This window comes from Carboxydocella sp. JDF658 (assembly GCF_002049395.1).
In the GTDB taxonomy this organism is placed as follows: Bacteria; Bacillota.
In genome coordinates this window covers 1-22,521 of record NZ_BDLR01000011.1, presented here as the reverse complement: position 1 = coordinate 22,521, position 22,521 = coordinate 1, and the positions used below count along the sequence as shown (strand labels likewise).

The window sequence follows — 22,521 nt, the reverse complement described above, 5'->3', positions numbered from 1 at the left end:
AACTTGAGTGGCACAATCGCCCTCTCCCCCCGCCTGTAACCAGGCTAGACCGGCCGCAGAAGCTCCCAGGGGTCCGGTAACCGCCAGTAATTGCCCCGGCCGAGCTCGATCCCGTCCCAGCGGCTGAGGCCCCCGTTGCCAGCCCGTCAGAGCCAGGTTCAGGATTAATCCTTGCCGGCTTTTGACCGTATCCCCTCCCGCCAGCACCACACCATATATTTCGGCCGCAGCCTGCATCCCGGCATAGAGCTCTTCCAGCTCAGCCACTGACCAGGAGCTATCTGCTCCCAGGGAAATCACTGCCGTCCACGGTTCGCCCCCCATAGCGGCAATATCACTGACATTAACGGCCACCGCTTTCCAGCCGATATCATAGGCTGAACTAAACCGGCGGCTGAAATGCACTTCCTCCAGCATCATATCAGTGGTAAACAGCATGGGTCCCTGCTCTCCCGGCGGCAAAGGTAACCAGGCAGCATCATCTCCCACCAGTCCAGGGGACCAGTTCCTGGTCAGGTACTCGATTAAACCAAACTCACCCAGTTCAGCAATTTTCATTGGTTTCACTCCAGTTTCTATCGAATGTACTAAATTTCATTATATAATATTTTCCTGCCATAATCATCTCTCTATTCGCCAATACTATAAGTGTTGGAAAGGAGCTGAACAATGGGAAAACCATTAAAACTGCTTGTTTTTTTCTACTTCTTCCTGACAGCGGTCTGCCCTGCCCGGGCCGAACCGCCCCTGGCCGGTCAGGTGATCGTGATAGACCCCGGTCATGGCGGAATCGATCCCGGGGCCATTATTGATAATATCTACGAAAAGGATATCAATCTGGCTGTTGCCTTACAGCTGGCAGAGTTATTGCAGCAGGATGGGGCTGAGGTAGTTCTAACCAGGAGCGATGACAGGGATTACTACCCTTCCAATCGCTGCTCTCTGCAAGATAAACGCCAGGACCTGACCACCCGAGTTGAAATGGCAATCGCTGCCGGTGCCACCCTGTTTATCAGTTTGCACGTGAACAAAGATCGCCATCCGGGCTGCTGGGGCAGTGAAACCTATTATTATCCCGGTTCCGCCGAGGGACAACGCCTGGCTGAAGCCATTCAGGCCCAGTTGAAAAAAGTTCAACCGGAAAACCGCCGTCCTGCCAAACCAGGCGACTATTTTCTGTTACGAGCTACTCCCATGCCAGCGGTGATCGTGGAAATGGGTTTTATCTCTAACTCCCGGGAACGAGCCTTATTGCTGTCCCCCGACTGGCAAAAAAACCTGGCCATGGCAATCAGGCAGGGAATTATCGATTTCTTCTGGCAACATTGATAGTATATTTTTCCTGTAAAAAGGAACACTATAAAAAATAACTGACCACGGACGAGGAGGAAGATAAATGGGTACCACCATTTTAGGCGTATTTGATTCTCCAGAACATGCCCGTCAGGCCATTACCGAGCTGCGCGACCGTTTGCAAAACCAGAATGTGGCTATTATCATGCGAGAAAGTCAGCCAGAAGCAGTCCAGGAAGACTGGAACCTGCCCCAGACCTGGAACGACCTGGCCCGGGATACCATGCAACTGGCCCAATCCAGTGGCCAGCTGGCCGGCCGGGTAGTAGGGGCCACTCTCTCAACTATGTTTGCCTTTCCGGCTATGATTACATCTGCTTTAACCCCTGTGACTTCCGGCCGTGCTTATAGCTGGCGCTCCGAACGGGATAGCCGGGTGATGGTAACAGTACAGGGTACTGACTCGGTAGGCGAGGCGCTGGATATTCTAAAACGCTACGGGGCCAGGGAAATCAATACTTATAGTAATTAAAACCAGAAAAAAGGAGTCTGCCATCAGACTCCTTTTATTATTAAGTCTTTAATTACATAACACAAAGCAGCCAGATCCTCAATATGCATCTGTGCTCCGGCAGACCGGTCAAAGAGAATCTGACAGGCTGGCGCAATCTCTTCATCACCTTCCCAGAACAGAACCCGCACCGGTACCCGCGGGGCAAACCAGCCCTCCAGGGTCAAATCGGCCCGGCCAGGGATAACGGCAAAGCCGGTACAATTCCCGGCCTCACGCCAAATTGTCCAGTTCACCTGTAAAAAGGCAGCCAGCTTATCCAGCACATCGCGTTTCAAAGCAGGGAAAAAAACATTCCCTTGAGGAAGATCCCGGTAGGACGCCCATTCTCCGCTTAAGGGCAAGGGCCGGGCAGAAGAAAGATAGTTAAGCAGAATCAATGACCACCACAGGGGGGGAGTCCCGGTGTCATCTGCAAAAACCATTTCCCCGCCCGGATAGGATACACGAAAACCGACCCCGAAACTGACCAGCTCAAAATAACCCTGATCCGTATTATACCGGTAACCGCTATTGGCCGCAATCGTATCTGGAGCTAACGCCTTTAATTTGGCCCGACTCCGGGCAAAAGCCGGACTATAGGCTCCTTCTCTGGACTTCATCCCCCTTACCCCCTACCTTTCGTTTAACCTATTTCCGCTACCCGCTCCAGTGCTGTAATCCTGTCGCTGCTAAAGATAATTACAGCAAAAATCAAAAGCGCCCCGCTCCAGTAAGGCAGGTGCCGATGGATTCCATAAAGGGCACCGCCACTTAAAGGACCCAGTATCCGGCCCAGACTGGCAAAGGACTGCAATAAACCCATAGCTGCTCCCTGACTGCCCCGATTAGCTTTACTGGCCAGACTGGATGTGGTCGGACCCTGCAAAGATCCACCCACCATATTAACTGCCGTTCCCAAATACATCAGATATTTGCTGGCTGAAGCGATAATCAGCAATAAACCAGCACCCGATAGCCAGGTGCCAGCTTTAATCAGCCGGGCATCCCCCAGGCGCCGGGACAATCGCCCCAGCAGGCCTCCCTGGATTACTACCCCTATTAACCCGAGAAAGGTAAACATGGTCCCCATCTGTTTCGGCCCAAAACCGATTTTTTCCGCTGCCAGCAAAGCAAAGGTGGCTTCAAACATGGCCATGGTGAAATTCATAACAAATGCCAGTAGAAAGAGAACGAATAAGGGATGGCGTACCAACGCCCAGGACAGGCGGGTTTTGTCTTTTTCCACCTGCTTGGCTCCCGCTGGTAAGGATTCCGGCAAAAAAGTCCAGGCAAAGGGTATAAGCAATGTAGCCAATCCCCCTGCCACAAAAAAGGGCATACTGTAACTGTAATGGCCCAGCCAGCCTCCCAGGGCTGGTCCGAAAACCATCCCCAGCCCCATGGCTGCTCCTACAATTCCCATGCTTTTCGAACGTTCACTGCCTTCCGTTACATCCGCCAGATAGGCCATGGCTGTAGGCAATGTGGCGGAAGAAATCATTCCTGAAAGGGCCCGCACTGCGATCATCAACCAGAGGCTGTTGAGCAAACCGAAAAGAATAAAGGTCAGGGCATAACCACTTAAACCTATTAACAGAACAGGGCGCCGGCCAATCCGGTCGGATAAACGCCCCCAGAAGGGGGCAAAAAAGAATTGCATCACCGAATAGACAGACATAAACAGCCCAATGGCCGTAGAGCCACCACCAAGTTTTTTGATATAAAAAGGCATAATGGGAATAATTATCCCAAACCCTACCATCACCAGAAAAAGGATAGTGAACAAGATGGCTATTGAGTATACTGCCTTTTTTTGCATTACATATCTACTGCCTTTCTATACAATTTAAGTAACTCGTCCCTCGATAAATATCTTTAATGGCCTGGCCTCCAGCTCCAGCGGAAAGCGGTCCCAGATCACCATATCCGCATCCTTGCCTGCTTCCAGCGTCCCTACTCGATCGGCAATTCCCACTATCTCCGCCGCCCGACTGGTAATAGCCGCCAGAGCCTGCATGGGTTCCAGCCCCTCGCGGGCCACCAGAGCCGCTGAAAGATTGAGGTAATTGGCAGGAATTACCGGAGCATCAGTCATTAGCGCCACTGGTACTCCAGCATTATGAAGGATTTTGGCGGTTTCCGGCGTCTTATCCTTCAGTTCTACCTTGGCCCGGCTGGTAATAACTGGTCCTACAATAGCTGCTACCTGTTGCCGGGCCAACCAATCCGCAATTTTATGTCCTTCCGTGCAATGCTCAATTACAATCTTAACCCCGAACTCCCGGGCAATCCGAATGGCCGTTGCAATATCATCAGCCCGGTGAGCATGGGCCCGTAAAGGCATTTCTCCCTTGAGCACCCGGGCCAGGGCCTCCAGTTTTAAGTCCCGTTCCTTATCCTCCTTAGCCAGGTAGTTGGCTGCCTTTACCAGATTTTCCCGCAAGATTGCTGCTGTTCCCATCCGGGTAGACGGGGTGCGCTTTTGGGCCCCATAAACCTTTTTCGGGTTTTCCCCAAAAGCCACTTTTAGGCCAACCGGGCGAATAAGCATCTCATCCACCACCTGACCCCAGGTCTTTAAGGCTACCATTTCCCCGCCGATAACATTCCCGCTGCCCGGCCCTACCACTACAGTGGTTACACCGCCAGCCAGACAATCCTTGAATCCTACATCCTCGGGATTGATGGCATCAAGAGCGCGCAAATGAGGGGTCGCCGGGTCGGTCATTTCATTGACATCATCCCCCTCCACCTGGTAAATCTCCTCATAGATGCCAACATGACAATGAGCATCAATAAACCCGGGGAAAACATAGGCCCCAGCAGCATCGATAATCTCAGCTGATGGAGGAATGGCCACAGCTTCAGCTGCCCCTACTGCTGCTATTTTATCTCCCTCGATGAGAACTACTCCTGGTTTATATACCGGTCCGGCCATGGTAAAGACCTGACCGTTGACTATCGCTTTTATAGACATTAGTAAATCACTCCTGCCAAACGCACAATTTCCAGGCCCCTGGCTTCCAGTGCCGCACAGAGGCGGTTAATCCCGATGGAGTCACTGGCCATATGGCCGGCAACAATAACATTGCCGATATTTTGCTCCCTTACTGCTTTCAGGGCATCCTCCGGACAATGCATGACTATCAGGGTGCCTACTCCTGCTTCAAAATAGGCCTTGAAAACATCGGGTCCTCCGGAAGTGCCTCCGGCCATTGCTACCCAGACCTTGCCGGCATAGGTTTGTTCTGAACCCACTCGAATCTGGGGCCGGGTAGCAGCCTTCTGGTATTCCGGCAATTCCAGCAAAGCGTCCACTACATCCTTGCAAGTAGCTTTAGGGTTACCGTTCAACTGCTCATCCAGATGCTTCTGTACCACCCGCTCTGTTACCAGATCGGCCGGCCAGTGAATATTGAGAAAGGGCATATTCAAAGCCTTTGCTGCTGAAGTTACCCGGTCATAATTGGTAACATGAGTACCGCGCTCTACTTCCTCTTTGCGTTTTTGCAAGGCCTTTTGTGCTTTATTGATAGGCACTCCTGCTGCTACCATGCGGTCGATCTGGCTATTCATCACCTGATGGAGCTCCAGCTTGGGGCTACCCGCCACGGGGTGGTGGCTTAATACTCCATCACACTTGAGCTCCCGGGCCAGCAGCAGCTCCGCCGTCTCCATATCAATCCCGACGGCCAGTTTGGTGATTTTTTCTCCAGGTACAATCACGCCCGAATCAGGCGGGACTTCCGTTAATCCAGCCAGTTCCAGTGCAACCTGCATAATCTCCTGGGTAGACAAAGCCATAGTTTTTTCCTCCTTACTGTTCCACATCTCGCAAACTGAGACCGATACGGCCTCTTTCCCGGTCAATGCTGATCACTTTAACTTTTAGAATATCTCCCACTTTGACCACTTCCAGCGGATGTTTGATATAGCGGCTGGTGAGCCGGGAAATATGAATCAGGCCATCCTGCTTCACACCGATATCTACAAAAACGCCAAAATCAACGATATTGCGTACAGTTCCGGTGAGAATCATACCTTCTTGCAGATTGTCCAGGCTGGTCACATCCTGGCGGAAAATGGGCTTAGGTAAATCCTCCCGCGGGTCGCGCCCGGGTTTTTGCAAGGCCTCAAAAATATCCCGCACTGTCGGCACCCCCGCTCCCAGTTCCGCTGCTACCTGCTGCGGGTCCAGCTGAGCCAGAGCCTGGCTTAACGCCTTTAACCTTTCGGGTTGCCTCAAATCAGCAGGTTGAAAGCCGATTCGGGCCAGAATTTGCTCCGCCAGCCCGTAGGACTCCGGATGGACAGGAGTATTTTCCAGAGGGTTGTCCCCATCAGGAAGCCGTAAAAAACCGGCACATTGCACGAAAGTCGCTTGACCCAAACGGGGCACCTTCAACAGCTCGGCCCGGGTACGAAATTTGCCGTGCTGTTCCCGGTAGGCTACAATGTTTTTGGCTACATTGGTCTTGATGCCGGCTACATATTGCAGTAAAGCAAAAGAGGCTGTATTCAAATCTACCCCTACACTGTTTACAGCCGATTCCACTACCTGGCCCAGTACTTCCTCCAGCCGTTTGGGATTGACATCATGCTGGTATTGCCCGACGCCAATGGATTTGGGCTCGATTTTCACCAGCTCGGCCAGGGGATCCTGCAACCGGCGGGCAATAGAAACGGCGCTTCTCTGGGTCAGGTCAAAATCCGGGAACTCCTCCGCCGCCAGTTTGGAAGCAGAATAGACAGAAGCCCCGGCCTCTGAAACAATGCAGTATTGTACTGGCAGGGAATATTCCCGAATGGCTGCTGCTACCACCTGTTCAGTTTCCCGGGAAGCAGTGCCATTGCCAATGGCAATCAGGTCTACCCCGTGGTCCTGTACCAGCCTGGCCAGTTCAGCCCGGGCTTCGGCCTCCTGGCTCTGGGGCGGATGGGGATAGATCACTCCTATGGCCACTACTTTTCCCGTTTCATCCACCACCGCCAGTTTGCAGCCAGTGCGATAACCCGGGTCAATCCCCAGCACTTTTACATTGCGGACTGGTGGTTGTAAAAGAAGTTGTTTCAGGTTAGCACCAAAGACCTTGATCGCCTGTTCCTCCGCTTTTTCCGTCAGCTCCTGGCGCAGCTCCCGTTCAATAGATGGTGCCAGCAGGCGTTTATAGCTATCATTTAACATCTCGGTCAGCACTTCAGCAAAGGGTGAAGCTGAATCTTTGATAATTTGGCCCCTTAACCAGGCCAGAAAAGGACCTTCTTCCACCGCAATGTCCACCTTCAGCACTTCCTCCTTTTCTCCCCGGTTGATGGCCAGCACCCGGTGGGGCGGAATGGATTTCAGGGGTTCCTGATAATCAGAATACATATCAAAGGGGGTGATCCCTTCTTTTACTTTTTTGGCCTTAATATAGCCGTGGCGCCGGGTATATTCCCTTAAATACTGCCGGTATTCCGCCTGGTCGGAAACTTCTTCCGCCAGGATATCCAGGGCTCCGGCCAGGGCTGCTTCAGCGCTCTCCACTCCCAGGTCCGGGTTGACAAAAGCCTGAGCTGCTACTATTGGCGACCCCGCTGCCGGATCCTGGGCCCAGAGAATACGGGCCAGAGGCTCCAGCCCTTTCTCCCTGGCTACCGTCGCCCGCGTCCGCCGTTTGGGCCGGTAGGGGCGGTAAAGGTCCTCCACCTCCGACAGGCGGGTCGCCTGGCGAATGGCCGCTTCCAGCTCAGGAGTCAGTTGTTCCAGTTCCGCAATGTGGCGGATAACATCCTCTTTGCGTTTTTCCAGATTGCGCAGGTAATTAACCCGTTCCGCAATCATGCGGATCTGGTTTTCATCCAGTTCTCCTGTGGCTTCCTTGCGATAACGGGCAATAAAGGGCACTGTATTTTCCTCATCCAGTAATTTGATGGTATTCTCCACCTGCCAGGGTTTTAGCCCTAATTCAGCAGCAATTAGATTGGCAAACACCAACCAGCCCTCCTTTTTCCTTTCTGCCTCAGGTTAATTATAACAGAAAAGGCCGGCAGGGAAAAACCGGCCAGCAGCGAATATTAACACTAATGGGAGCAGATGGAGGGAGAAAAAATGAGCAAAATCGCCGAAAACATCATCCTTAACTCCATTCACAATCAAGTGCTGGGTATAGACCGGGAAGGCCGAGTGATTGTCTATAATAAATCCTGTGAACGGGTTTTTGGCTGGCCGATGGAAGAAGCCCTTGGCCGCCACATTTCCGAGGTAGTACCTAAAAGCGGTTTAATTAAGTGCATGGAAACCGGCAAACCCCATATCGGCCGTAAATTTTACTCTAATGGCGCTTTGTTTGTGGCCAATCGCACCCCCATTATTGACCAGAATGGGGAAATTGTCGGCGCCATCGGGGTGGCCCAGGAAATCACGGAATTACAGACCATCGCCGATGAACTGGAAAGCGTCAAAGAATTGAAAGGCATCCTGGAGACAATCCTGGAAGCCGGATACGAGGGGTTTATTGTTATCAATGAAAAAGGCCAGGTCATCATGATCAATAACGCCTTTGCTGAACTGGTCGGTATCAACCCTAATGAAGCCATTGGGTTGCACATTTCCCAGGTGGTAGAGAATACTAAGATGGATACCGTCCTGGAAACTGGCACCCCTCAGATAGGGGAAGTAATCAAGCTAAAAGGTCGGGAAATGGTGGTCACCCGCCACCCTATTATCCGCGATGGCAAAATTATCGGTGCGGTGGGTAAGGTAATTTTTAAAGATGTCAATCAATTAATTGCCCTGGCCGATAAAGTTCAATCTCTGCGGCGGGAGCTGGATTTTTACAAGGAGGAATTAAAACGTTACCGAAGCATTCGTTACAGCCTGGATGACATCTGTGCCCAGAGTCCAAAAATGCACCAACTTAAAGAAACTATCCGCCGAGTAGCTCGCGGTCCTTCCACTGTCCTTATCCGTGGGGAAAGCGGGACAGGCAAGGAATTGATCGCCCATGCCATCCACCAGGAATCCCCTCGCCGCTCTGGACCTTTTATCAAAGTTAACTGTGCTGCTGTACCGGAAACCTTACTGGAATCAGAACTGTTTGGCTATGTAGATGGAGCCTTTACTGGCGCCCGCAAAGGCGGTCAGGCTGGTAAATTCGAATTAGCCAACGGGGGTACTATTTTCCTGGATGAAATCGGGGATATGCCTTTTGCCATGCAGGCCAAGCTGTTACGGGTATTACAGGAAAAGGAAATTGAGCGCCTGGGTGACAGCCGCCCCCGTAAAGTGGATATCCGCATCATTGCCGCCACTAACCGTAACCTGGAAGAGCTGATCGAACAGGGACAATTTCGTCAGGACCTCTACTATCGCCTGAATGTGGTTACCCTGAACGTACCGCCTTTACGGGAACGGAAAGAGGATATTCGCCTGCTGGTAGAACGATTTATTGAGAAATATAATAAACAGTTCGGCTTAAAAGTTACCCGCCTCTCTCCCCAGGTCTGGGATTTGTTCTTGACCTATTACTGGCCTGGAAATGTCAGGGAACTGGAAAATGTAATGGAACGAGCCTTCAATGTGGTAGAAGGACAGCAAATCGAGCTCAACCACCTGCCCCCCTATCTGCACCAGGGATCAGAAAAATCCGGCCTGGTAGATGGCACCCCATTACCGGAGTTACTGGCAAAAATCGAGGAAAAAGCCATCCGGGAAGCTCTGGAAATGTCAGGCGGCAATCGGGCCCAGGCTGCCAAACTGCTGGGAATCACCAGGGCCTGGCTCTATAACCGCCTGAAATACTATGGCATAGAATAAGGGGGTCCGGCAGGACACCCCTTACTTTTTCGCCGCTTCCACCAGCGCGGTAAACAACTTTAATTGCAGGGGGTCTTTGGCCCACATGGCTTCCGGATGCCACTGGACCCCCAGCACAAACTTGTGGTTTTCACTTTCTACCCCTTCGATAACCCCATCAGCGGCCTGGGCAGTCACTTTCAAGCCATAGCCCACCTTATTCACCGCCTGATGGTGCATGCTGTTAACCCGCACTTCCCGGCTTTGTAAAATCCGACTCAATAAACTACCATTCTTGATACTAACTTTATGACTGGCATACCAGCGCGGTGCTTCCTGGCGGTGTTTCAACACCCTGTCCAGCTGGCTATTGATATCCTGATACAGGGTCCCGCCCATGGCTACATTTAATACTTGCATACCCCTGCAGATAGCCAGAATGGCCAGATCTGCCTTCAAGGCCTGTTTGGTCAGTTCCAGTTCAAACAAATCCCGCTCTGGAGTAATCTCCCCCAGCCCCGGTACGGGTTCCTCATCAAAGAAAGCCGGATCCAGGTCACCTCCGCCACTTAAAATCAGGCCGTCCAGCATGTGTAAAATCTGTCCCGCGCATTCAGTACAGGCTGCCGGCAAAATTACCGGCATGCCGCCAGCCGCTTCCACCGCCCGAGCATAATCCACGTTCAGGGAATGGACTGTGCCATTATTAATCAAGTTACAGGTAATGCCAATAATCGGGCGCATCGCGGCCCCCTCCTTAAAATTCCAGTTTCTCATTCACTTCCAGACCGCCTTTGTTGATTACCAGTTCCAGTTTAATACTGCGGGCATTATCAGTAAAAACAGTACGGCCTAAGGGCAATATGAGCTGCCCTTCCTCCAGCTTCGGGGTCAGGGTCATAGTCTCACCCCGATCATTGGTGGCCGTTGCCGCAACTACCTCCAGCTCTGCTCCTTCTGTTTTCGCCGCCAGAATCACCGTGCCAGTGGCATAGTCAATGGTTTTCAGTTGCCAGACCTGGCCATCGATGGTCTGGGGCTGAGCCTGCTGGTCACTCAATTCGATATTGCCATTATCATCCTTGCTGTTAGTCATCCAGCCCAGCCATTCCACCTGCCAGGAAAATTTCTGCTGTTCAGTAGGTACTTCCATTCGCTTTAACATTAGAGCCGTGGGCAAGGTCTTCCCATCAGCAGCTACTGCCCAGAGAAACTGGTACTGACCTGGCCCGGTCTTATTCAGCTGGCTCACCTGGGAATGGCCGGTTACCTCTTCTTGCCCTTTCAAGAAGACAAACTCCATACCCTTTAATTCAGTATATTCCGGCTTTAATGTGATTGTTCCCTTGACTACATGCCCGAATTTTTCACCATAGATGGGATTGTCAGTGCTATTAAGGGAAACTTCAGAGATAGTAATATTTCCCACAGGGGTCGTGATAGTTTTCTCTAATTTCAGTACTTTGCTATCCATTTTTTCCTTATCTTCTTTTACTACCGGCTGTGTCTGAACCACCTGGGCCGGTTTGGTCCAAACGGGAGTCTTCACACCCTCCACTTTAGGAACTGGACTGGTACTATAAAAAATTGCGTGTCCGGCCAGACTTAATAAGGCCAGCAAAACTAACCCCGGAACCAGCCCTCCCTCTGCTTTTTGTTTTAATTGCAGTTCCTCCCCTTGACACTGGGCCATAGGCTCCATCCCCCCTAAAACCTTTACTATTTACTAAATATTCGCTCTTCTTCAATTAATTCCTGCCGTAACAATCAAAAAAGCCTTTGCCGGACTGGCAAAGGCCTTTCTGTTTTTAGTTTTTAGTAACGAGCCAGATAGTTGTCCAGTTCCCACTGGGTAACCTTGGTGCGGTAGTCATCCCATTCAGCAGTTTTGGCTTCCACATACTTGCTGAAAATGTGTTCACCCAGAGCTTCCCGGACCAGCTCGCTCTTTTTCATTTCTTCCAGCGCTTCTTGCAAGGAGCCGGGCAGGCTGGCAATACCTTCAGCAATTCTTTCTTCCTCGGTCATATCGTAGATATTGCGATTAGTAGGAGCCGGAGGCTCAATCTTGTTGAGAATACCATCCAGACCAGCAGCCAGAATCACAGTCAGAGCCAGGTAGGGGTTGCAGGCCGGGTCTGGGTTTCTCAGCTCAATCCGGGTGGACATGCCCCGTTTGGCCGGAATCCGAATGAGCGGACTGCGGTTTTTGGGAGACCAGGCTACATAGACAGGGGCCTCATAGCCCGGCACCAGCCGCTTGTAGGAGTTGACCAGCGGGTTGGTGATGGCCGCAATGGAACGGGCATGCTTAACAATACCACCGATAAAGTACATAGCATCCTTGCTCAGCTGGTACTCCCCATTGGGATCGAAGAAAGCATTCTGCCCGTTTTTGAACAGGGAGACATTGGTATGCATACCGGAACCGTTAATGCCAAAAACAGGTTTCGGCATAAAGGTGGCATGCAGATTGTGCATTTGAGCGATTGTGCGCACTACAGTCTTGAAAGTTACAATATTGTCTGCAGTCCGCAAAGCATCAGCGTATTTGAAGTCAATTTCATGCTGGCCTTCAGCCACTTCGTGGTGAGAAGCTTCGATTTCAAAGCCCATTTTTTCCAGGGTCAGAACCATATCCCGGCGGGCATTTTCACCCATGTCAACAGGAGCCAGGTCAAAATAACCGCCTTCATCATGAGTAATAGTAGTAGGTTTGCCCTTTTCATCCTTATGGAAAAGGAAAAATTCACATTCGGGACCCACATTCATGGTATAACCCAGTTCAGCGGCTTTAGCCAGCATCCGCTTCAGGGTACCGCGAGGACAACCGTCAAAGGGCTTGCCTTCAGGAGTATATACATCGCAGATCAAGCGGGCCACTGCACCATCCTGAGGCCGCCAGGGCAGAACCAGGAAAGTATCATAGTCAGGCTTTAAATACATGTCGGATTCTTCAATCCGCACAAACCCTTCGATGGAAGAGCCATCAAACATCATTTCCCCATCCAGGGCCTTTTCCAGCTGTTCAACAGTGATAGCCACATTTTTGACAGTGCCCAGAATGTCCACAAATTGCAGGCGGACAAACTTCACATTGTTTTCCTGGGCCAAACGCAGTACATCTTCTTTGGTTAATGCCATTTTTCCACACACCTTCCTTTACTATAATAAATATACAAAAAATACAAAACGCCTTCAGGACACACCAACATAATATTGCCGGTGAACCCAAAGGCGCCATTGCCCTAACCAAGATACCCCTTTGTATCTTGCCCAGTATTTAATTACATTATCAGTATAACATGCAGGGTAAATGTTGACAAGAGGTTTAAAAATGTATACAGGATTATTCAGCAAAAGCCAGAATTATAGCTCTGGCTACTTCTGCCTTGGTTTGACGTTTGTCCATAGCCAGTTTTTGAATATAGCGATAAGCCTGTTCCTCTGTCATCTGACGGTACTTAATCAGCATGGCCTTAGCCTGATCCAGCAATTTACGGGTTTCCAGGTCGTCTTTTAAAGACTGAATCTCCCGGATCAGCTCCTGACTCTGACGAAAGCGGGCCAGAGCCAGGTCCACTGCCGGCAGCAAATTCAGTTCATTTACCGGCTTCAATAAATAGGAGACAGCCCAGCTGGTCTGTACTATTGTTCGCAGCTCCTCTGCTTGAGAATAATTGGCCAGTACCAGTACAGGGGCCAGCCGTTCCTGGTCCAGAATGCGCACCAGTTCCAAATAAGGCAAGCCAGGCAAATTGGTAGCCAGTACCACCAGATCTGGCTGAGTAGCCCGGGCCAGGGTCAAAGCCATGGCACTGTCACTGGCCTCCCCAATAACAATAAAGCCAGCCCGGCTTAAAATTTCCTTGATTTTATTTCTGGTTCTGCCATCTTTTTCAGCTACCACTGTGCGCAACTGCACCGTTCTTTCCTCCTCTCCACTCCTTTATTTTAACAGAAAAGCCTGCCCCTGAACAGGGCAGGCTTTCTCTCCTGCTATATTTCTTCCAACCCCAGGCTGATAGCAATAGCCCGGTTAACTTTTTCCATGATCTCCTCATCCAGAGTACTAACTTTCTCCCTCAGCCGGCTTTTATCGATGGTGCGAATCTGTTCCAGCAATATCACAGAATCCTTTTCCAGACCGCTGATTTTAGCTTTAATCTCCACATGGGTGGGGAGTTTGGCTTTACTGATCTGGGAAGTAATGGCCGCCACTATGGTGGTGGGACTATGCTGGTTGCCAATATCATTTTGCAGGACCAGAACTGGTCGAGTTCCGCCCTGTTCTGAGCCCACCACCGGGCTAAGCTCTGCGTAAAAGATATCACCGCGGCGAATCCGCATACTTATTCCCCCTCTGCCGCTTGCCACAGGGGAAGGGTTCCATCGACCTCCAGGCCCATATACTCGTTAGCCAGAGACAGGTTAATCGGGGCCATTTCCATATAGCCGCGGATCATTTGCTCCCTGATCTGCCGTTTTTTTCGTTCTGCTATATAGTGCTGGACAGCTTCACGAAATAACTGGCTGCGGTTCAGTTTTTCCGCTGAAGCCAGACCATCCACCTCAGCCAGCAATTGATCGGGCAGGCTGATCATCACCCTTCTGGATTCAGCCAAGCTCCACACCCCCTGTTAGGTTCATACCGTATATCAAGAGACCATGCTTTATTATATACGCCTACCATAGTATTGTCAATATTGGCAGACCCTATACACTAAATATGGATGGCCAGGTCATGGGCTGCCTCTGCTGCCTCCAGCATAGCTTCCGCCAGGGTGGGGTGAGCATGAACTGTGCGGGTAATCCCCGCAAGTCCCAAACGGTTGACCAGGGCCAGAGTTCCCTCAGCGATCAGGTCGCTGGCGTGGGGCCCTATAATATGCCAGCCCAGAATTTCCCCGCTTTCCGCCTCAATAACGATTTTGACAAATCCCTCAGTTTCCCCCATGGCCTGGGCTTTACCAATAGCCATAAAGGGAAATTTGGCAGTTTTAACTTTATATCCTCTGGCTTCTGCTTCCAGGGCAGTCAAACCCACCGTAGCAATTTCCGGTCGGGTAAAAATACAGGCTGGAACCTCTTCCACTTTGAGGGGCGGCAGTTCCTTGCCCAGGATATGGGCTACTGCTACCAGGCCCTGATAACTGGCTACATGGGCCAGCTGCAGTTTGCCGGTAATATCCCCGATAGCATATATACCCGGCACGCTGGTACGTCCATATTCGTCTACCAGCACCTCTCCTCTTTCTCCCAAAGCTACTCCTAAATTCTCCAGGCCAATACCTCTGGTATTGAGCTGACGACCAATCGAAATCAAAACCAGGTCAGCCGCTACTTTTTCCCCGTTGGACAAAGTAAGAGTAATTTCCTCCCCCTTTTCCACCTGTTCCACTTTAACCCCGGCTTTGACACTGATGCCAGCTTTACGGAAGATAACTCCCAGTTGACGGCTGATTTCCGGATCCACTGTGGGCAGAATGGATTTCATAGCTTCGATTACCGTAACTTCATTGCCCATTTCCCGGAAAATCGAGGCAAATTCACAGCCGATAACACCGCCACCGATAATCGCCAGGCGCCTGGGAATCTCCATCAGATTCAAAGCCTCATTACTGGTGATTACCCGCTGGCCATCATAACCCAGGTCTGTAATCAGTGCCGGTTCCGAACCTGTAGCCAGTATGATGTTTTGTCCAGTCAGTACCAGCTCTTCTCCTTCTGGTGTATTTACCGTGACCTGGTTAGTTCCCGTTAAACGTCCAGTTCCTTTTACCAGGGTAATTTTATTCTTTTTGAACAGGAAGTGAATTCCCTTGACCAGCCGTTCTACTACCTGATTTTTGCGATTTAATATCTTTTCCCATTGGATCTGAACAGAACCGGTATTCAGCCCCCATTCTGCTGCTTCTTTAAGCTGGGCCACCCGCCCTGCCGCCGCAGTAAACACTTTGGTGGGAATACAGCCCCGGTTCAGACAGGTACCTCCCAGTTCTTCTTTTTCCACCACTGCTACCCTGGCTCCCCACTGAGCCGCCCGGATAGCAGCTACATACCCCCCAGGACCACCGCCTAAAATGACAATGTCGTAATGCATACTGTTACCTCCCTGTCTTGTCTTCCTATGGTGGACCACCTCTATTATTGTACCTGAAAATACTGACAAATGCTATCCTCATATTGTATCCTCATATTGTTTATTGCTATGGCCCAAGTGCCACCAAATAGGTAAAAATTAGACAAATTAACCAGCCCACTTGTTCTGACAACAACATAAATTAATACAGATATAAAGGGAAAACAAGGAGGAATAAGGAAAATGACTAATGAAGGACATAATTACCTCACCTTATCAACCGGGGTAGTTAGAAAAGATGCCTCCACTACACAGGTCCGCATCAATTCCGTGAACCTGGACCCTGATGATCAGCGACAAATAACTATCCAGGTTTTTGACTGGACCACAGGCAGTCCCACCCAAATCGGCACAGATATTAATGTTACTCTTAACCCTAATAAGTCAAACAGCTCGACTGTAGCTTTGTTAGTCACCGTTACCGATTATGAAATCAGAGTTAAAGTTCCCAATGATGAAGATGTCATTGTCAATACCTTTGGCGAAACTGCCTTAGGGGTTATGATTGGTGCTAACACTGTTTTGTTTAAAGATCTGGTCAAACTAAGCCTGGTATAATGTAAAAAGGAGGGCACTTTAGCGCCCTCCTTCTTGATTTTTCCTTATCCTACATATAACTGCCCGTAAGGCCGGGTAGAAACTGGACGGAGTTTGAAAAACTGCTCTCCCATGATAGCATCCAGCTCCAGGCTGAAGTCCTGACAGTACTCAGCTAGAATAGCCCGCAATAATTGCAGGTCTTCAGTATCAGCTGGAAAAATGCTGCACTCTTTGCCCAGTTGAGCAGGATCCACTTCTCCCCGCAGATAGATGACACCACCGTGCATGCCTGTACCAACCAGTTCCCCTACCAGAGGCTGGTTAGGCTGCCGGTCCAGTCCCAGTACCACCAGTATACCCCCGGCCATGTATTCACCCAGGAAGTCGCCGGCACTACCGCCGATCACCATTACCGGCCGTTGCTGCTGGTATTCCTTCATGTGGATACCTACCCGGTAGCCCACACTGCCGCGGATGAAAAGTTTGCCTCCCCGCATGGCATAGCCGAGAACATCCCCGGCCTGACCATGGATGACAATTTTACCCGCATTCATGGTGTTGCCGATGGCATCCTGGCCATTGCCGTGGACGATGATGGTAGGACCATCCAGAAACGCCCCCAGATCAGACCCCGGGGTTCCCTGGACGGTGATGGTTATATCAGCACTGATACCGGTCCCAAGATAGCGCTGACCATTGATATTTTCCAGCAAAAATTCCCGTTCTCCTGCCGCTACCTGGGCTTTTAGCCACTGGTTCAAGTCTTTATAGTGCATTCCTTTCCCATTCAGTTTCTGCATTCCCTGTCCCCCCCTTAGCGGCCGGCATGTTTTAAGCCCAGAATCTCCATTTCTTCCGCAGTCAGGCCCACAGCCCGCAGCCGTTCCCGACTGCCCCGCAGGCTTTCTACGGCATTGACCCCCATGGCCCCCAGTATTTCCTTAATTTCCAGGGACCAGCCCCGAATCAGATTGGTCAGCTGTTCCGCTCCCCACTCCGGATCCAGCCGTCTGGTCAGGTTGGGGTCCTGAGTAGCAATGCCCCAGGCACAACGCCCGGAATAGCATTTCTGGCACATGGTACAGCCCAGAGCAATCAAGGCAGCAGTACCGATCATGACGGCATCAGCCCCTAATGCCAGGGCCTTGACCACATCGGCACTGTGGCGAATACCCCCCCCGGCGATAATGCTGACCCGGTTGCGGATTCCTTCCTGGCGCAAACGATCATCAACAGCAGCCAGAGCCAGTTCAATAGGGATGCCGACATGATCCCGAATCATGGCTGGCGTGGCCCCGGTACCGCCCCGAAAGCCATCGATAGTGATAACATCGGCTCCAGCCCGGGCTATGCCGCTGGCGATAGCAGCTACATTGTGCACAGCGGCGATTTTTACCGCTACCGGTTTGCTGTAATTGGTAGCCTCTTTGATGGCAGTAATCAGCTGGGCCAGGTCCTCAATAGAGTAGATATCATGGTGAGGGGCCGGTGAAATAGCATCTGAACCCACTGGAATCATACGGGTGCGGGAGACTTCCCCATCCACTTTCTCCCCGGGTAAATGGCCGCCAATACCGGGCTTGGCCCCCTGACCCACCTTGATTTCCACCATGGCAGCCTGGTTGAGATATTCCGGGGTAACGCCAAAACGCCCGGAAGCCACCTGCACAATAGTATTCTGCCCATACTGATACAACTCAGGATGCAATCCGCCCTCCCCGGTATTATAAAGGATCCCGGCTGCCGCTGCCGCTTTGGCCAGGGCCCGGTGGGCATTCAGGCTAATGGCACCAAAGGACATAGCGGCAAATACCAGAGGTGTTTCCAGCTTGATCTGCGGCGGCAGCGGCTCTGCCAGCCGGTAACCACCAGGCCCTTCCACCACCTTGATGCCATCGGGGCGAGAACCCAGATAAGTGCGCAATTCCATGGGTTCCCGCAAGGGGTCCAGGGAAGGATTGGTTACCTGACAGGCATCTAAGGCAATGTGATCAAAATAGTTTTTCCAGGGCTTGTCATTGCCTGTGGCAGTCAGCAGCTTGGCGCCCGTAGCCGCCTGTTTTTTCACATTATTGATTACCCGGGGTTGCCAGTGGGCATTCTCCTTGAAAACCGCCGGGTTTTGTGTAATATAAATACAATCCTCCGGACAGACGAACATACAACGGCGACAGGCCACGCAGTCCCGGTGTTTGGCTACCACCCGGTCCTGCCAGGACAGGGCCCCGAAGGAACATTCCCTGACACAGCGTTGACAGCGGCGGCAGCGGTCATGTTCGATAACTACCCGAAATTCTGCTGCAATGCTTTTCATCAGACCTCTACCCCCTCTTCCAGTTCTACCAGTACCGGTTCGCCACCTCTGGGGGCCCAGACCCGATCGGGAGCCGGGCAAATTTCCCGAATAGCACTTTCCTCACTGGCCAGGAAGAACAGATCATCCTTTTCTGCCGCTACCATGGGCCGGAGTTTAATGCGGTCAGACAGCCCCAGCATGCCCCGGCTGTGGCCCAGAATAATGCTGAAGGGGCCGTTAAGAAGAGCCGAACCATAGACCTGACGGATAGCTGTAATCAGCTCTTTTTCATCCGCTGGCAAGCGGTCAATTTTATGCCAGAATTCAGGTGCCACCGCTTTGGCCGCAATGGCAAATGGCAGTTTCTGTCTTCTCACCATCAGGTCGAAGATATATGTTACTACTTCTGTATCGGTTTGTAAATTGCATTTATAGCCAAACATCTCCAGATAACGTTTATTAATGCCATAGCTGGTGATTTCCCCATTATGAACTACCGACCAGTCCAGCAGGCAAAAGGGATGGGCCCCACCCCACCAGCCGGGAGTATTGGTGGGGAAACGGCCATGGGCAGTCCAGAGATAGGCTTCATATTCTTCCAGCCGGTAGAAGCGGCCGATATCTTCCGGGTAGCCGACCCCCTTGAATGCTCCCATGTTTTTGCCGGAAGAAGCCACAAAGGCACCGTCGATCTGGTTATTGATATACATAACCACATCTACTACAAAATCCCTCTCATCTTTCAGGAAGCCGTTAACATTCAGCGCCTCTGGCCGCACCCGCAGAAAATAACGCCACAAAATCGGGCTTTCCCCGATTTGGGGCAAAGGCCGGGTGGGAAGAGGTTCCGAACCATCAATGAAAAAATATTCCCGAATATACATTTCGGTATTGATTTTCGCTGTTTCTGAGTGATACATCATATGGAAAGCATAATGGTCCTTATATTGCGGATAAATGCCGTAGGCTGCAAAGCCGCCGCCCAGTCCGTTGGAGCGATCATGCATCAGGGCAATGGATTGGATTATTGCCTCTCCGTTCATGCGCCGGCCTTTCCGGCTCATGATCCCACTGATAGCACAGCCTGATGGAATGCGTGGTCTAATTCCCAGCATGCTTCTCACCTACCTATTGTACAAATTATAAAAATGATAGGTTTTATTATAACATTGAAGGAAAGTTTATGTCTATGAACGCAATGTATGAATACAGTATATATTTCTAACAGGCTGCCAGACATTTTTTGGCTTTTTCTATAACATAGTTTTCTAGATGGTTGACTGTCTGCCAGTCAATTTCCAAATGTTCCTTATTAATTTCAACCAGTACCCGTAGAAATTGGCCCAGACTTGTATTCCCAGCCCTTTCTCCTAAACCGCCAGCCGTTGTGTTAATCCATAATGCGCCGGCTTTGTATGCGGCTAAAGCGTTGGCTGTTGCCAGACCAAAATCATTGTGGCCGTGAAACTCAATGGGTATAGAAACTTTTCCTCTTAAAAAATGGATCATTTCAAAAGTTCGAAAAGGGTCTAAGATGCCTACAGTATCGGCCACTCTTAACCTGGTAGCCCCAAGTTTTTCTGCTTCCTGGGCTAATTGGGTTAAAAAAAACAGGTCGGCGCGTGAAGCATCTTCAGCACCGACACTAAACTGGCATCCCTGTTGTCTGGCAAAAGACAATACTTCCCGCAACTGACCTAATACCCAGTGGCGATCTTTTTGTAATTTATAACGAATCTGAATATCCGAGGCAGGGACAGAAATGTGTATCAATTTAAAACCACATTGTATAGATTGCAAGATATCACATTTTCTGGCCCGGTTCCAGGTAATGAGTTTGGCCTTTAAATTTATTTCTGCTAATTTTTTCAATGAGCGCTGTTCAATTTCCCCCATTGCCGGAATCCCTGCCTCAATAAAATCTACACCTATCGCATCCAGCCATCTGGCTATCAATATTTTATCTTCAATCCCAAAAACTACACCTGCTGCCTGTTCCCCATCTCTCAAGGTAGTATCAATAATCTTCAGTGTCATGCTAACCGCCCCCAGATTTGTTGGCCTTTTTCCAGCAGAAGCATTTTATCAGCCAGATATTCCCCTTCCTGCAGGTCGTGAGTAACTACAATCATAGGAATCTGCCAGCGTTTTTGCATTTGTTTCAATTCCCGTTGTATAGTTTTTCTTAAATCCCAATCCAGTGCTGACATTGGTTCATCCATTAACAATAAATCAGGAGCCGAGACTAAAGCCCGTGCCAGTGCCACTCTTTGCTTTTCTCCCCCTGATATGCTGCCCGGGTAACTAGTTAACAAAGGTCTGATTCTTAAGATATCAATTATTTCATCGAAATCCACCGTGGTTTTTCCTTTCCGCCTCATACCGTACAGGATATTTTCTTTCACCGATAGATGAGGAAAAAGGGCAAACTCTTGAAAAACAAACCCGATCCCCCGTTTTCTCACCGGTAACTGCAACCCTTGTTTATGAGAATAAAAAATCTTTTCTCCAAACTTAATTAAACCTTTCTCCGGGGTAACAATACCAGCGATACAGTGCAAAATCGTACTCTTACCTGCACCAGAAGGACCATAAATGACCAAAACCTCATTAGTGATTTGAAAGTTAACGTTCAAATCGTACATAGGCATTTTTTTGTAAAAATTGGCCTGCAACATCCTTATCCTCCATCCTGTATTGTTTTTTAATCAATGGGATCCATGAATTTAAACTATAAATTAAACAGAAACAAATTAATACTAAAATGCTAACCAGTATACCAGCTTTCTGCCAGTTCCCTTCCTCCACTGCATAATATACTGCTGTAGCAAGGGTTTGGGTTTGTCCTGGAATATTGCCAGCAATCATTAATGTGGCCCCAAACTCCCCCAGTGCTCTGGCTAAACCCATAATCAGTCCCGAAACAATCCCTGGCCAGGCAAGGGGTAAAGTAATAGTCCAAAAAACTCGCCATTCTCCTGCCCCCAAACTCCTGGCTGCCATTTCCAGCTGTTCATCAATAGCGTCAAAACTATAGCGCATACTCTGATAAATAATGGGAAAAGCAACTATCGTCGCTGCCAGGAATGCACCTAACCAGGTAAATACTATCTGGATATTCAGCACTTCTTTTAGCCAATGGCCCAGTAACAACAGCCCAAAGCCTACTACGGAAGGAGGTAAAACCAGCGGTAAAATAAAGATGCTTTCCCAGATTTGTTTTAAATAAATTTTTCTTTTACTCATTATCCAGGCCAATGGTATTGTCAGCAACAAATTTATTCCTACTGCCAGAAGGGCAATTTTTAAAGATAATAACAACGGACTCCAATCAATAGTATTCATCTTAGTCCATCCCTTTCTTAAAACCATATTTCGTAAAAATTGCTTGACTTTCCCTTTGTAACAGAAATCGAGCAAATTCTCGCGTCTCTCGTAGATTTGTTGCTTCATTTAATATAGCCATTTGGTAAACGATTGGACTGTGTAGTTTCTTGTTCGCAATAGCAGTAACCTTTAGGTTGTTAAATTTATACACATCCGTTCGATATACTAAACCTGCGTCAGCATTACCTGTTGCCACAAACAAAGCAACCTGGCTGGCGTCTTTTGCAAAAACTATTTTTTCATCAACCTTTTCCCACAGCCCTAGAGCTTCTAGTACCTCCAGACCATATTTCCCCACAGGCGCTGAAGAAGGTAAAGCTATACTAATCAGTTTTACCTCTGATTGTTTCAAATCATTAAAATCTTTAATCATGTTATTATCTTTAGTTGTAACTAAAACCAGTTCATTCCTTAAAAAATCAAAAATTTCAGCAACCTTTTTTTGGCTATACAAATCCTGAACAGGTTCTATCCCGGCTGAAAGAAAAAGATCTATTTGCGCTCCATGCAATATTTGCTCTTTTAAGGTCTCT

24 protein-coding genes are annotated in these 22,521 nt (G+C 49.8%); 4 read left to right on the top strand and 20 right to left on the bottom strand.

Translation table 11 applies throughout. The features are described 5' to 3' along the window. The coding region (locus tag JDF658_RS02785; protein ID WP_143311934.1) for a thiamine-monophosphate kinase at positions 1–558 on the bottom strand (558 nt) is incomplete at its 3' end. Between the two features lie 111 nt (positions 559–669). Between JDF658_RS02785 and JDF658_RS02780 the strand changes: the two genes are divergently transcribed. Further along, positions 670–1,329 carry an N-acetylmuramoyl-L-alanine amidase gene (locus JDF658_RS02780; RefSeq protein WP_079906412.1) on the top strand — a complete coding sequence of 220 codons (660 nt, stop codon included), beginning with the start codon at positions 670–672 and terminating at the stop codon, positions 1,327–1,329. 67 nt (positions 1,330–1,396) lie between these two features. Continuing rightward, positions 1,397–1,825 carry a hypothetical protein gene (locus tag JDF658_RS02775; RefSeq protein ID WP_078666339.1) on the top strand — a complete coding sequence of 143 codons (429 nt, stop codon included), beginning with the start codon at positions 1,397–1,399 and terminating at the stop codon, positions 1,823–1,825. A 23-nt stretch (positions 1,826–1,848) separates the two neighbouring features. Here JDF658_RS02775 and JDF658_RS02770 read toward each other — a convergent pair whose 3' ends face one another. Genes JDF658_RS02770 through JDF658_RS02750 form a run of 5 tightly spaced genes read right to left on the bottom strand, consistent with a single transcriptional unit; the run spans position 1,849 to position 7,823 of the window. Next, positions 1,849–2,466, bottom strand: coding sequence for a DUF3786 domain-containing protein (locus JDF658_RS02770; protein WP_078665304.1), 618 nt, complete (start codon positions 2,464–2,466; stop codon positions 1,849–1,851). 23 nt (positions 2,467–2,489) lie between these two features. Further along, complete coding sequence (locus tag JDF658_RS02765; RefSeq protein WP_079906411.1) at positions 2,490–3,665, bottom strand: MFS transporter; 1,176 nt, start codon at positions 3,663–3,665, stop codon at positions 2,490–2,492. A gap of 27 nt (positions 3,666–3,692) precedes the next feature. Then, positions 3,693–4,823, bottom strand: coding sequence for an amidohydrolase (locus JDF658_RS02760; RefSeq protein WP_375804186.1), 1,131 nt, complete (start codon positions 4,821–4,823; stop codon positions 3,693–3,695). Continuing rightward, on the bottom strand, positions 4,823–5,650 hold the full coding sequence (locus JDF658_RS02755; protein ID WP_242946599.1) for a hypothetical protein: 828 nt from the start codon (positions 5,648–5,650) through the stop codon (positions 4,823–4,825). Before JDF658_RS02755 ends, JDF658_RS02760 begins: the two co-directional genes overlap by 1 nt. 13 nt (positions 5,651–5,663) lie before the next feature. Next, positions 5,664–7,823, bottom strand: a complete 2,160-nt coding sequence (locus JDF658_RS02750) for a Tex family protein (RefSeq protein ID WP_079906410.1) — start codon at positions 7,821–7,823, stop codon at positions 5,664–5,666. A gap of 114 nt (positions 7,824–7,937) precedes the next feature. On the opposite strand from JDF658_RS02750, the gene JDF658_RS02745 reads away from it, so the two are divergent. Continuing rightward, positions 7,938–9,644 carry a sigma-54-dependent Fis family transcriptional regulator gene (locus JDF658_RS02745; RefSeq protein WP_143311933.1) on the top strand — a complete coding sequence of 569 codons (1,707 nt, stop codon included), beginning with the start codon at positions 7,938–7,940 and terminating at the stop codon, positions 9,642–9,644. Positions 9,645–9,665: 21 nt separating this feature from the next. On the opposite strand, the gene JDF658_RS02740 is transcribed toward JDF658_RS02745, so the two are convergent. The 7 genes from JDF658_RS02740 to lpdA all read right to left on the bottom strand — a co-directional run bounded on the left by JDF658_RS02740 (position 9,666) and on the right by lpdA (position 15,726). Continuing rightward, the gene (locus tag JDF658_RS02740) at positions 9,666–10,367 is read right to left on the bottom strand and encodes a gamma-glutamyl-gamma-aminobutyrate hydrolase family protein (RefSeq protein ID WP_078665308.1); all 702 of its coding nucleotides are present in this window, start codon (positions 10,365–10,367) and stop codon (positions 9,666–9,668) included. 13 nt (positions 10,368–10,380) lie between these two features. Continuing rightward, positions 10,381–11,316, bottom strand: coding sequence for a hypothetical protein (locus JDF658_RS02735; RefSeq protein WP_078665309.1), 936 nt, complete (start codon positions 11,314–11,316; stop codon positions 10,381–10,383). 122 nt (positions 11,317–11,438) lie between these two features. Next, complete coding sequence (gene glnA / locus JDF658_RS02730) at positions 11,439–12,767, bottom strand: type I glutamate--ammonia ligase (RefSeq protein ID WP_078665310.1); 1,329 nt, start codon at positions 12,765–12,767, stop codon at positions 11,439–11,441. Positions 12,768–12,972: 205 nt separating this feature from the next. Further along, positions 12,973–13,548 carry an ANTAR domain-containing response regulator gene (locus tag JDF658_RS02725; protein WP_079906408.1) on the bottom strand — a complete coding sequence of 192 codons (576 nt, stop codon included), beginning with the start codon at positions 13,546–13,548 and terminating at the stop codon, positions 12,973–12,975. A 74-nt stretch (positions 13,549–13,622) separates the two neighbouring features. Further along, positions 13,623–13,973: a type II toxin-antitoxin system PemK/MazF family toxin gene (locus JDF658_RS02720; RefSeq protein ID WP_078665312.1), complete on the bottom strand. Its 351-nt coding sequence runs from the start codon at positions 13,971–13,973 to the stop codon at positions 13,623–13,625. 2 nt (positions 13,974–13,975) lie between these two features. Further along, positions 13,976–14,248, bottom strand: coding sequence for a CopG family ribbon-helix-helix protein (locus JDF658_RS02715; protein WP_278307548.1), 273 nt, complete (start codon positions 14,246–14,248; stop codon positions 13,976–13,978). A gap of 98 nt (positions 14,249–14,346) precedes the next feature. Then, positions 14,347–15,726 (bottom strand): dihydrolipoyl dehydrogenase, encoded by a 1,380-nt coding sequence (gene lpdA / locus JDF658_RS02710; RefSeq protein WP_079906407.1) that lies wholly within the window; start codon positions 15,724–15,726, stop codon positions 14,347–14,349. A 222-nt stretch (positions 15,727–15,948) separates the two neighbouring features. Between lpdA and JDF658_RS02705 the strand changes: the two genes are divergently transcribed. Beyond that, positions 15,949–16,323 (top strand): hypothetical protein, encoded by a 375-nt coding sequence (locus JDF658_RS02705; RefSeq protein ID WP_079906406.1) that lies wholly within the window; start codon positions 15,949–15,951, stop codon positions 16,321–16,323. 44 nt (positions 16,324–16,367) lie between these two features. Here the strand turns inward: JDF658_RS02705 and JDF658_RS02700 are convergent, their stop codons facing one another. The 7 genes from JDF658_RS02700 to modA all read right to left on the bottom strand — a co-directional run. Then, complete coding sequence (locus JDF658_RS02700) at positions 16,368–17,105, bottom strand: hypothetical protein (RefSeq protein ID WP_079906405.1); 738 nt, start codon at positions 17,103–17,105, stop codon at positions 16,368–16,370. Positions 17,106–17,119: 14 nt separating this feature from the next. Then, the gene (locus JDF658_RS02695) at positions 17,120–18,619 is read right to left on the bottom strand and encodes a glutamate synthase-related protein (protein ID WP_079906404.1); all 1,500 of its coding nucleotides are present in this window, start codon (positions 18,617–18,619) and stop codon (positions 17,120–17,122) included. Then, a complete protein-coding gene (locus JDF658_RS02690) occupies positions 18,619–19,716 on the bottom strand; it encodes a glutamine amidotransferase family protein (RefSeq protein ID WP_078665319.1) in 1,098 nt (365 codons plus the stop codon). Before JDF658_RS02690 ends, JDF658_RS02695 begins: the two co-directional genes overlap by 1 nt. 106 nt (positions 19,717–19,822) lie before the next feature. After that, positions 19,823–20,638 carry a hypothetical protein gene (locus JDF658_RS02685; protein WP_079906403.1) on the bottom strand — a complete coding sequence of 272 codons (816 nt, stop codon included), beginning with the start codon at positions 20,636–20,638 and terminating at the stop codon, positions 19,823–19,825. Further along, positions 20,635–21,279, bottom strand: coding sequence for an ATP-binding cassette domain-containing protein (locus JDF658_RS02680; RefSeq protein ID WP_079906402.1), 645 nt, complete (start codon positions 21,277–21,279; stop codon positions 20,635–20,637). Before JDF658_RS02680 ends, JDF658_RS02685 begins: the two co-directional genes overlap by 4 nt. Next, on the bottom strand, positions 21,227–21,946 hold the full coding sequence (gene modB, locus JDF658_RS02675) for a molybdate ABC transporter permease subunit (protein ID WP_079906401.1): 720 nt from the start codon (positions 21,944–21,946) through the stop codon (positions 21,227–21,229). Before modB ends, JDF658_RS02680 begins: the two co-directional genes overlap by 53 nt. A gap of 1 nt (position 21,947) precedes the next feature. Then, positions 21,948–22,521: molybdate ABC transporter substrate-binding protein (modA, locus tag JDF658_RS02670; RefSeq protein WP_079906400.1), on the bottom strand; the 574-nt coding region annotated here is incomplete at its 5' end.

Bases quoted from the DNA above. Each gene is read 5' to 3' on its own strand.
- JDF658_RS02705 (WP_079906406.1), top strand. From the start codon at position 15,949: ATGACTAATGAAGGACATAATTACCTCACCTTATCAACCGGGGTAGTT.
- JDF658_RS02695 (WP_079906404.1), bottom strand. From the start codon at position 18,619: ATGAAAAGCATTGCAGCAGAATTTCGGGTAGTTATCGAACATGACCGC.
- JDF658_RS02720 (WP_078665312.1), bottom strand. From the start codon at position 13,973: ATGCGGATTCGCCGCGGTGATATCTTTTACGCAGAGCTTAGCCCGGTG.
- JDF658_RS02775 (WP_078666339.1), top strand. From the start codon at position 1,397: ATGGGTACCACCATTTTAGGCGTATTTGATTCTCCAGAACATGCCCGT.
- JDF658_RS02760 (WP_375804186.1), bottom strand. From the start codon at position 4,823: ATGTCTATAAAAGCGATAGTCAACGGTCAGGTCTTTACCATGGCCGGA.
- JDF658_RS02780 (WP_079906412.1), top strand. From the start codon at position 670: ATGGGAAAACCATTAAAACTGCTTGTTTTTTTCTACTTCTTCCTGACA.
- JDF658_RS02680 (WP_079906402.1), bottom strand. From the start codon at position 21,279: ATGTTGCAGGCCAATTTTTACAAAAAAATGCCTATGTACGATTTGAAC.
- JDF658_RS02765 (WP_079906411.1), bottom strand. From the start codon at position 3,665: ATGCAAAAAAAGGCAGTATACTCAATAGCCATCTTGTTCACTATCCTT.
- glnA (WP_078665310.1), bottom strand. From the start codon at position 12,767: ATGGCATTAACCAAAGAAGATGTACTGCGTTTGGCCCAGGAAAACAAT.
- JDF658_RS02755 (WP_242946599.1), bottom strand. From the start codon at position 5,650: ATGGCTTTGTCTACCCAGGAGATTATGCAGGTTGCACTGGAACTGGCT.
- JDF658_RS02685 (WP_079906403.1), bottom strand. From the start codon at position 20,638: ATGACACTGAAGATTATTGATACTACCTTGAGAGATGGGGAACAGGCA.
- JDF658_RS02740 (WP_078665308.1), bottom strand. From the start codon at position 10,367: ATGCGCCCGATTATTGGCATTACCTGTAACTTGATTAATAATGGCACA.
- lpdA (WP_079906407.1), bottom strand. From the start codon at position 15,726: ATGCATTACGACATTGTCATTTTAGGCGGTGGTCCTGGGGGGTATGTA.
- modB (WP_079906401.1), bottom strand. From the start codon at position 21,946: ATGAATACTATTGATTGGAGTCCGTTGTTATTATCTTTAAAAATTGCC.
- JDF658_RS02770 (WP_078665304.1), bottom strand. From the start codon at position 2,466: ATGAAGTCCAGAGAAGGAGCCTATAGTCCGGCTTTTGCCCGGAGTCGG.
- JDF658_RS02745 (WP_143311933.1), top strand. From the start codon at position 7,938: ATGAGCAAAATCGCCGAAAACATCATCCTTAACTCCATTCACAATCAA.
- JDF658_RS02735 (WP_078665309.1), bottom strand. From the start codon at position 11,316: ATGGCCCAGTGTCAAGGGGAGGAACTGCAATTAAAACAAAAAGCAGAG.
- JDF658_RS02700 (WP_079906405.1), bottom strand. From the start codon at position 17,105: ATGCAGAAACTGAATGGGAAAGGAATGCACTATAAAGACTTGAACCAG.
- JDF658_RS02690 (WP_078665319.1), bottom strand. From the start codon at position 19,716: ATGCTGGGAATTAGACCACGCATTCCATCAGGCTGTGCTATCAGTGGG.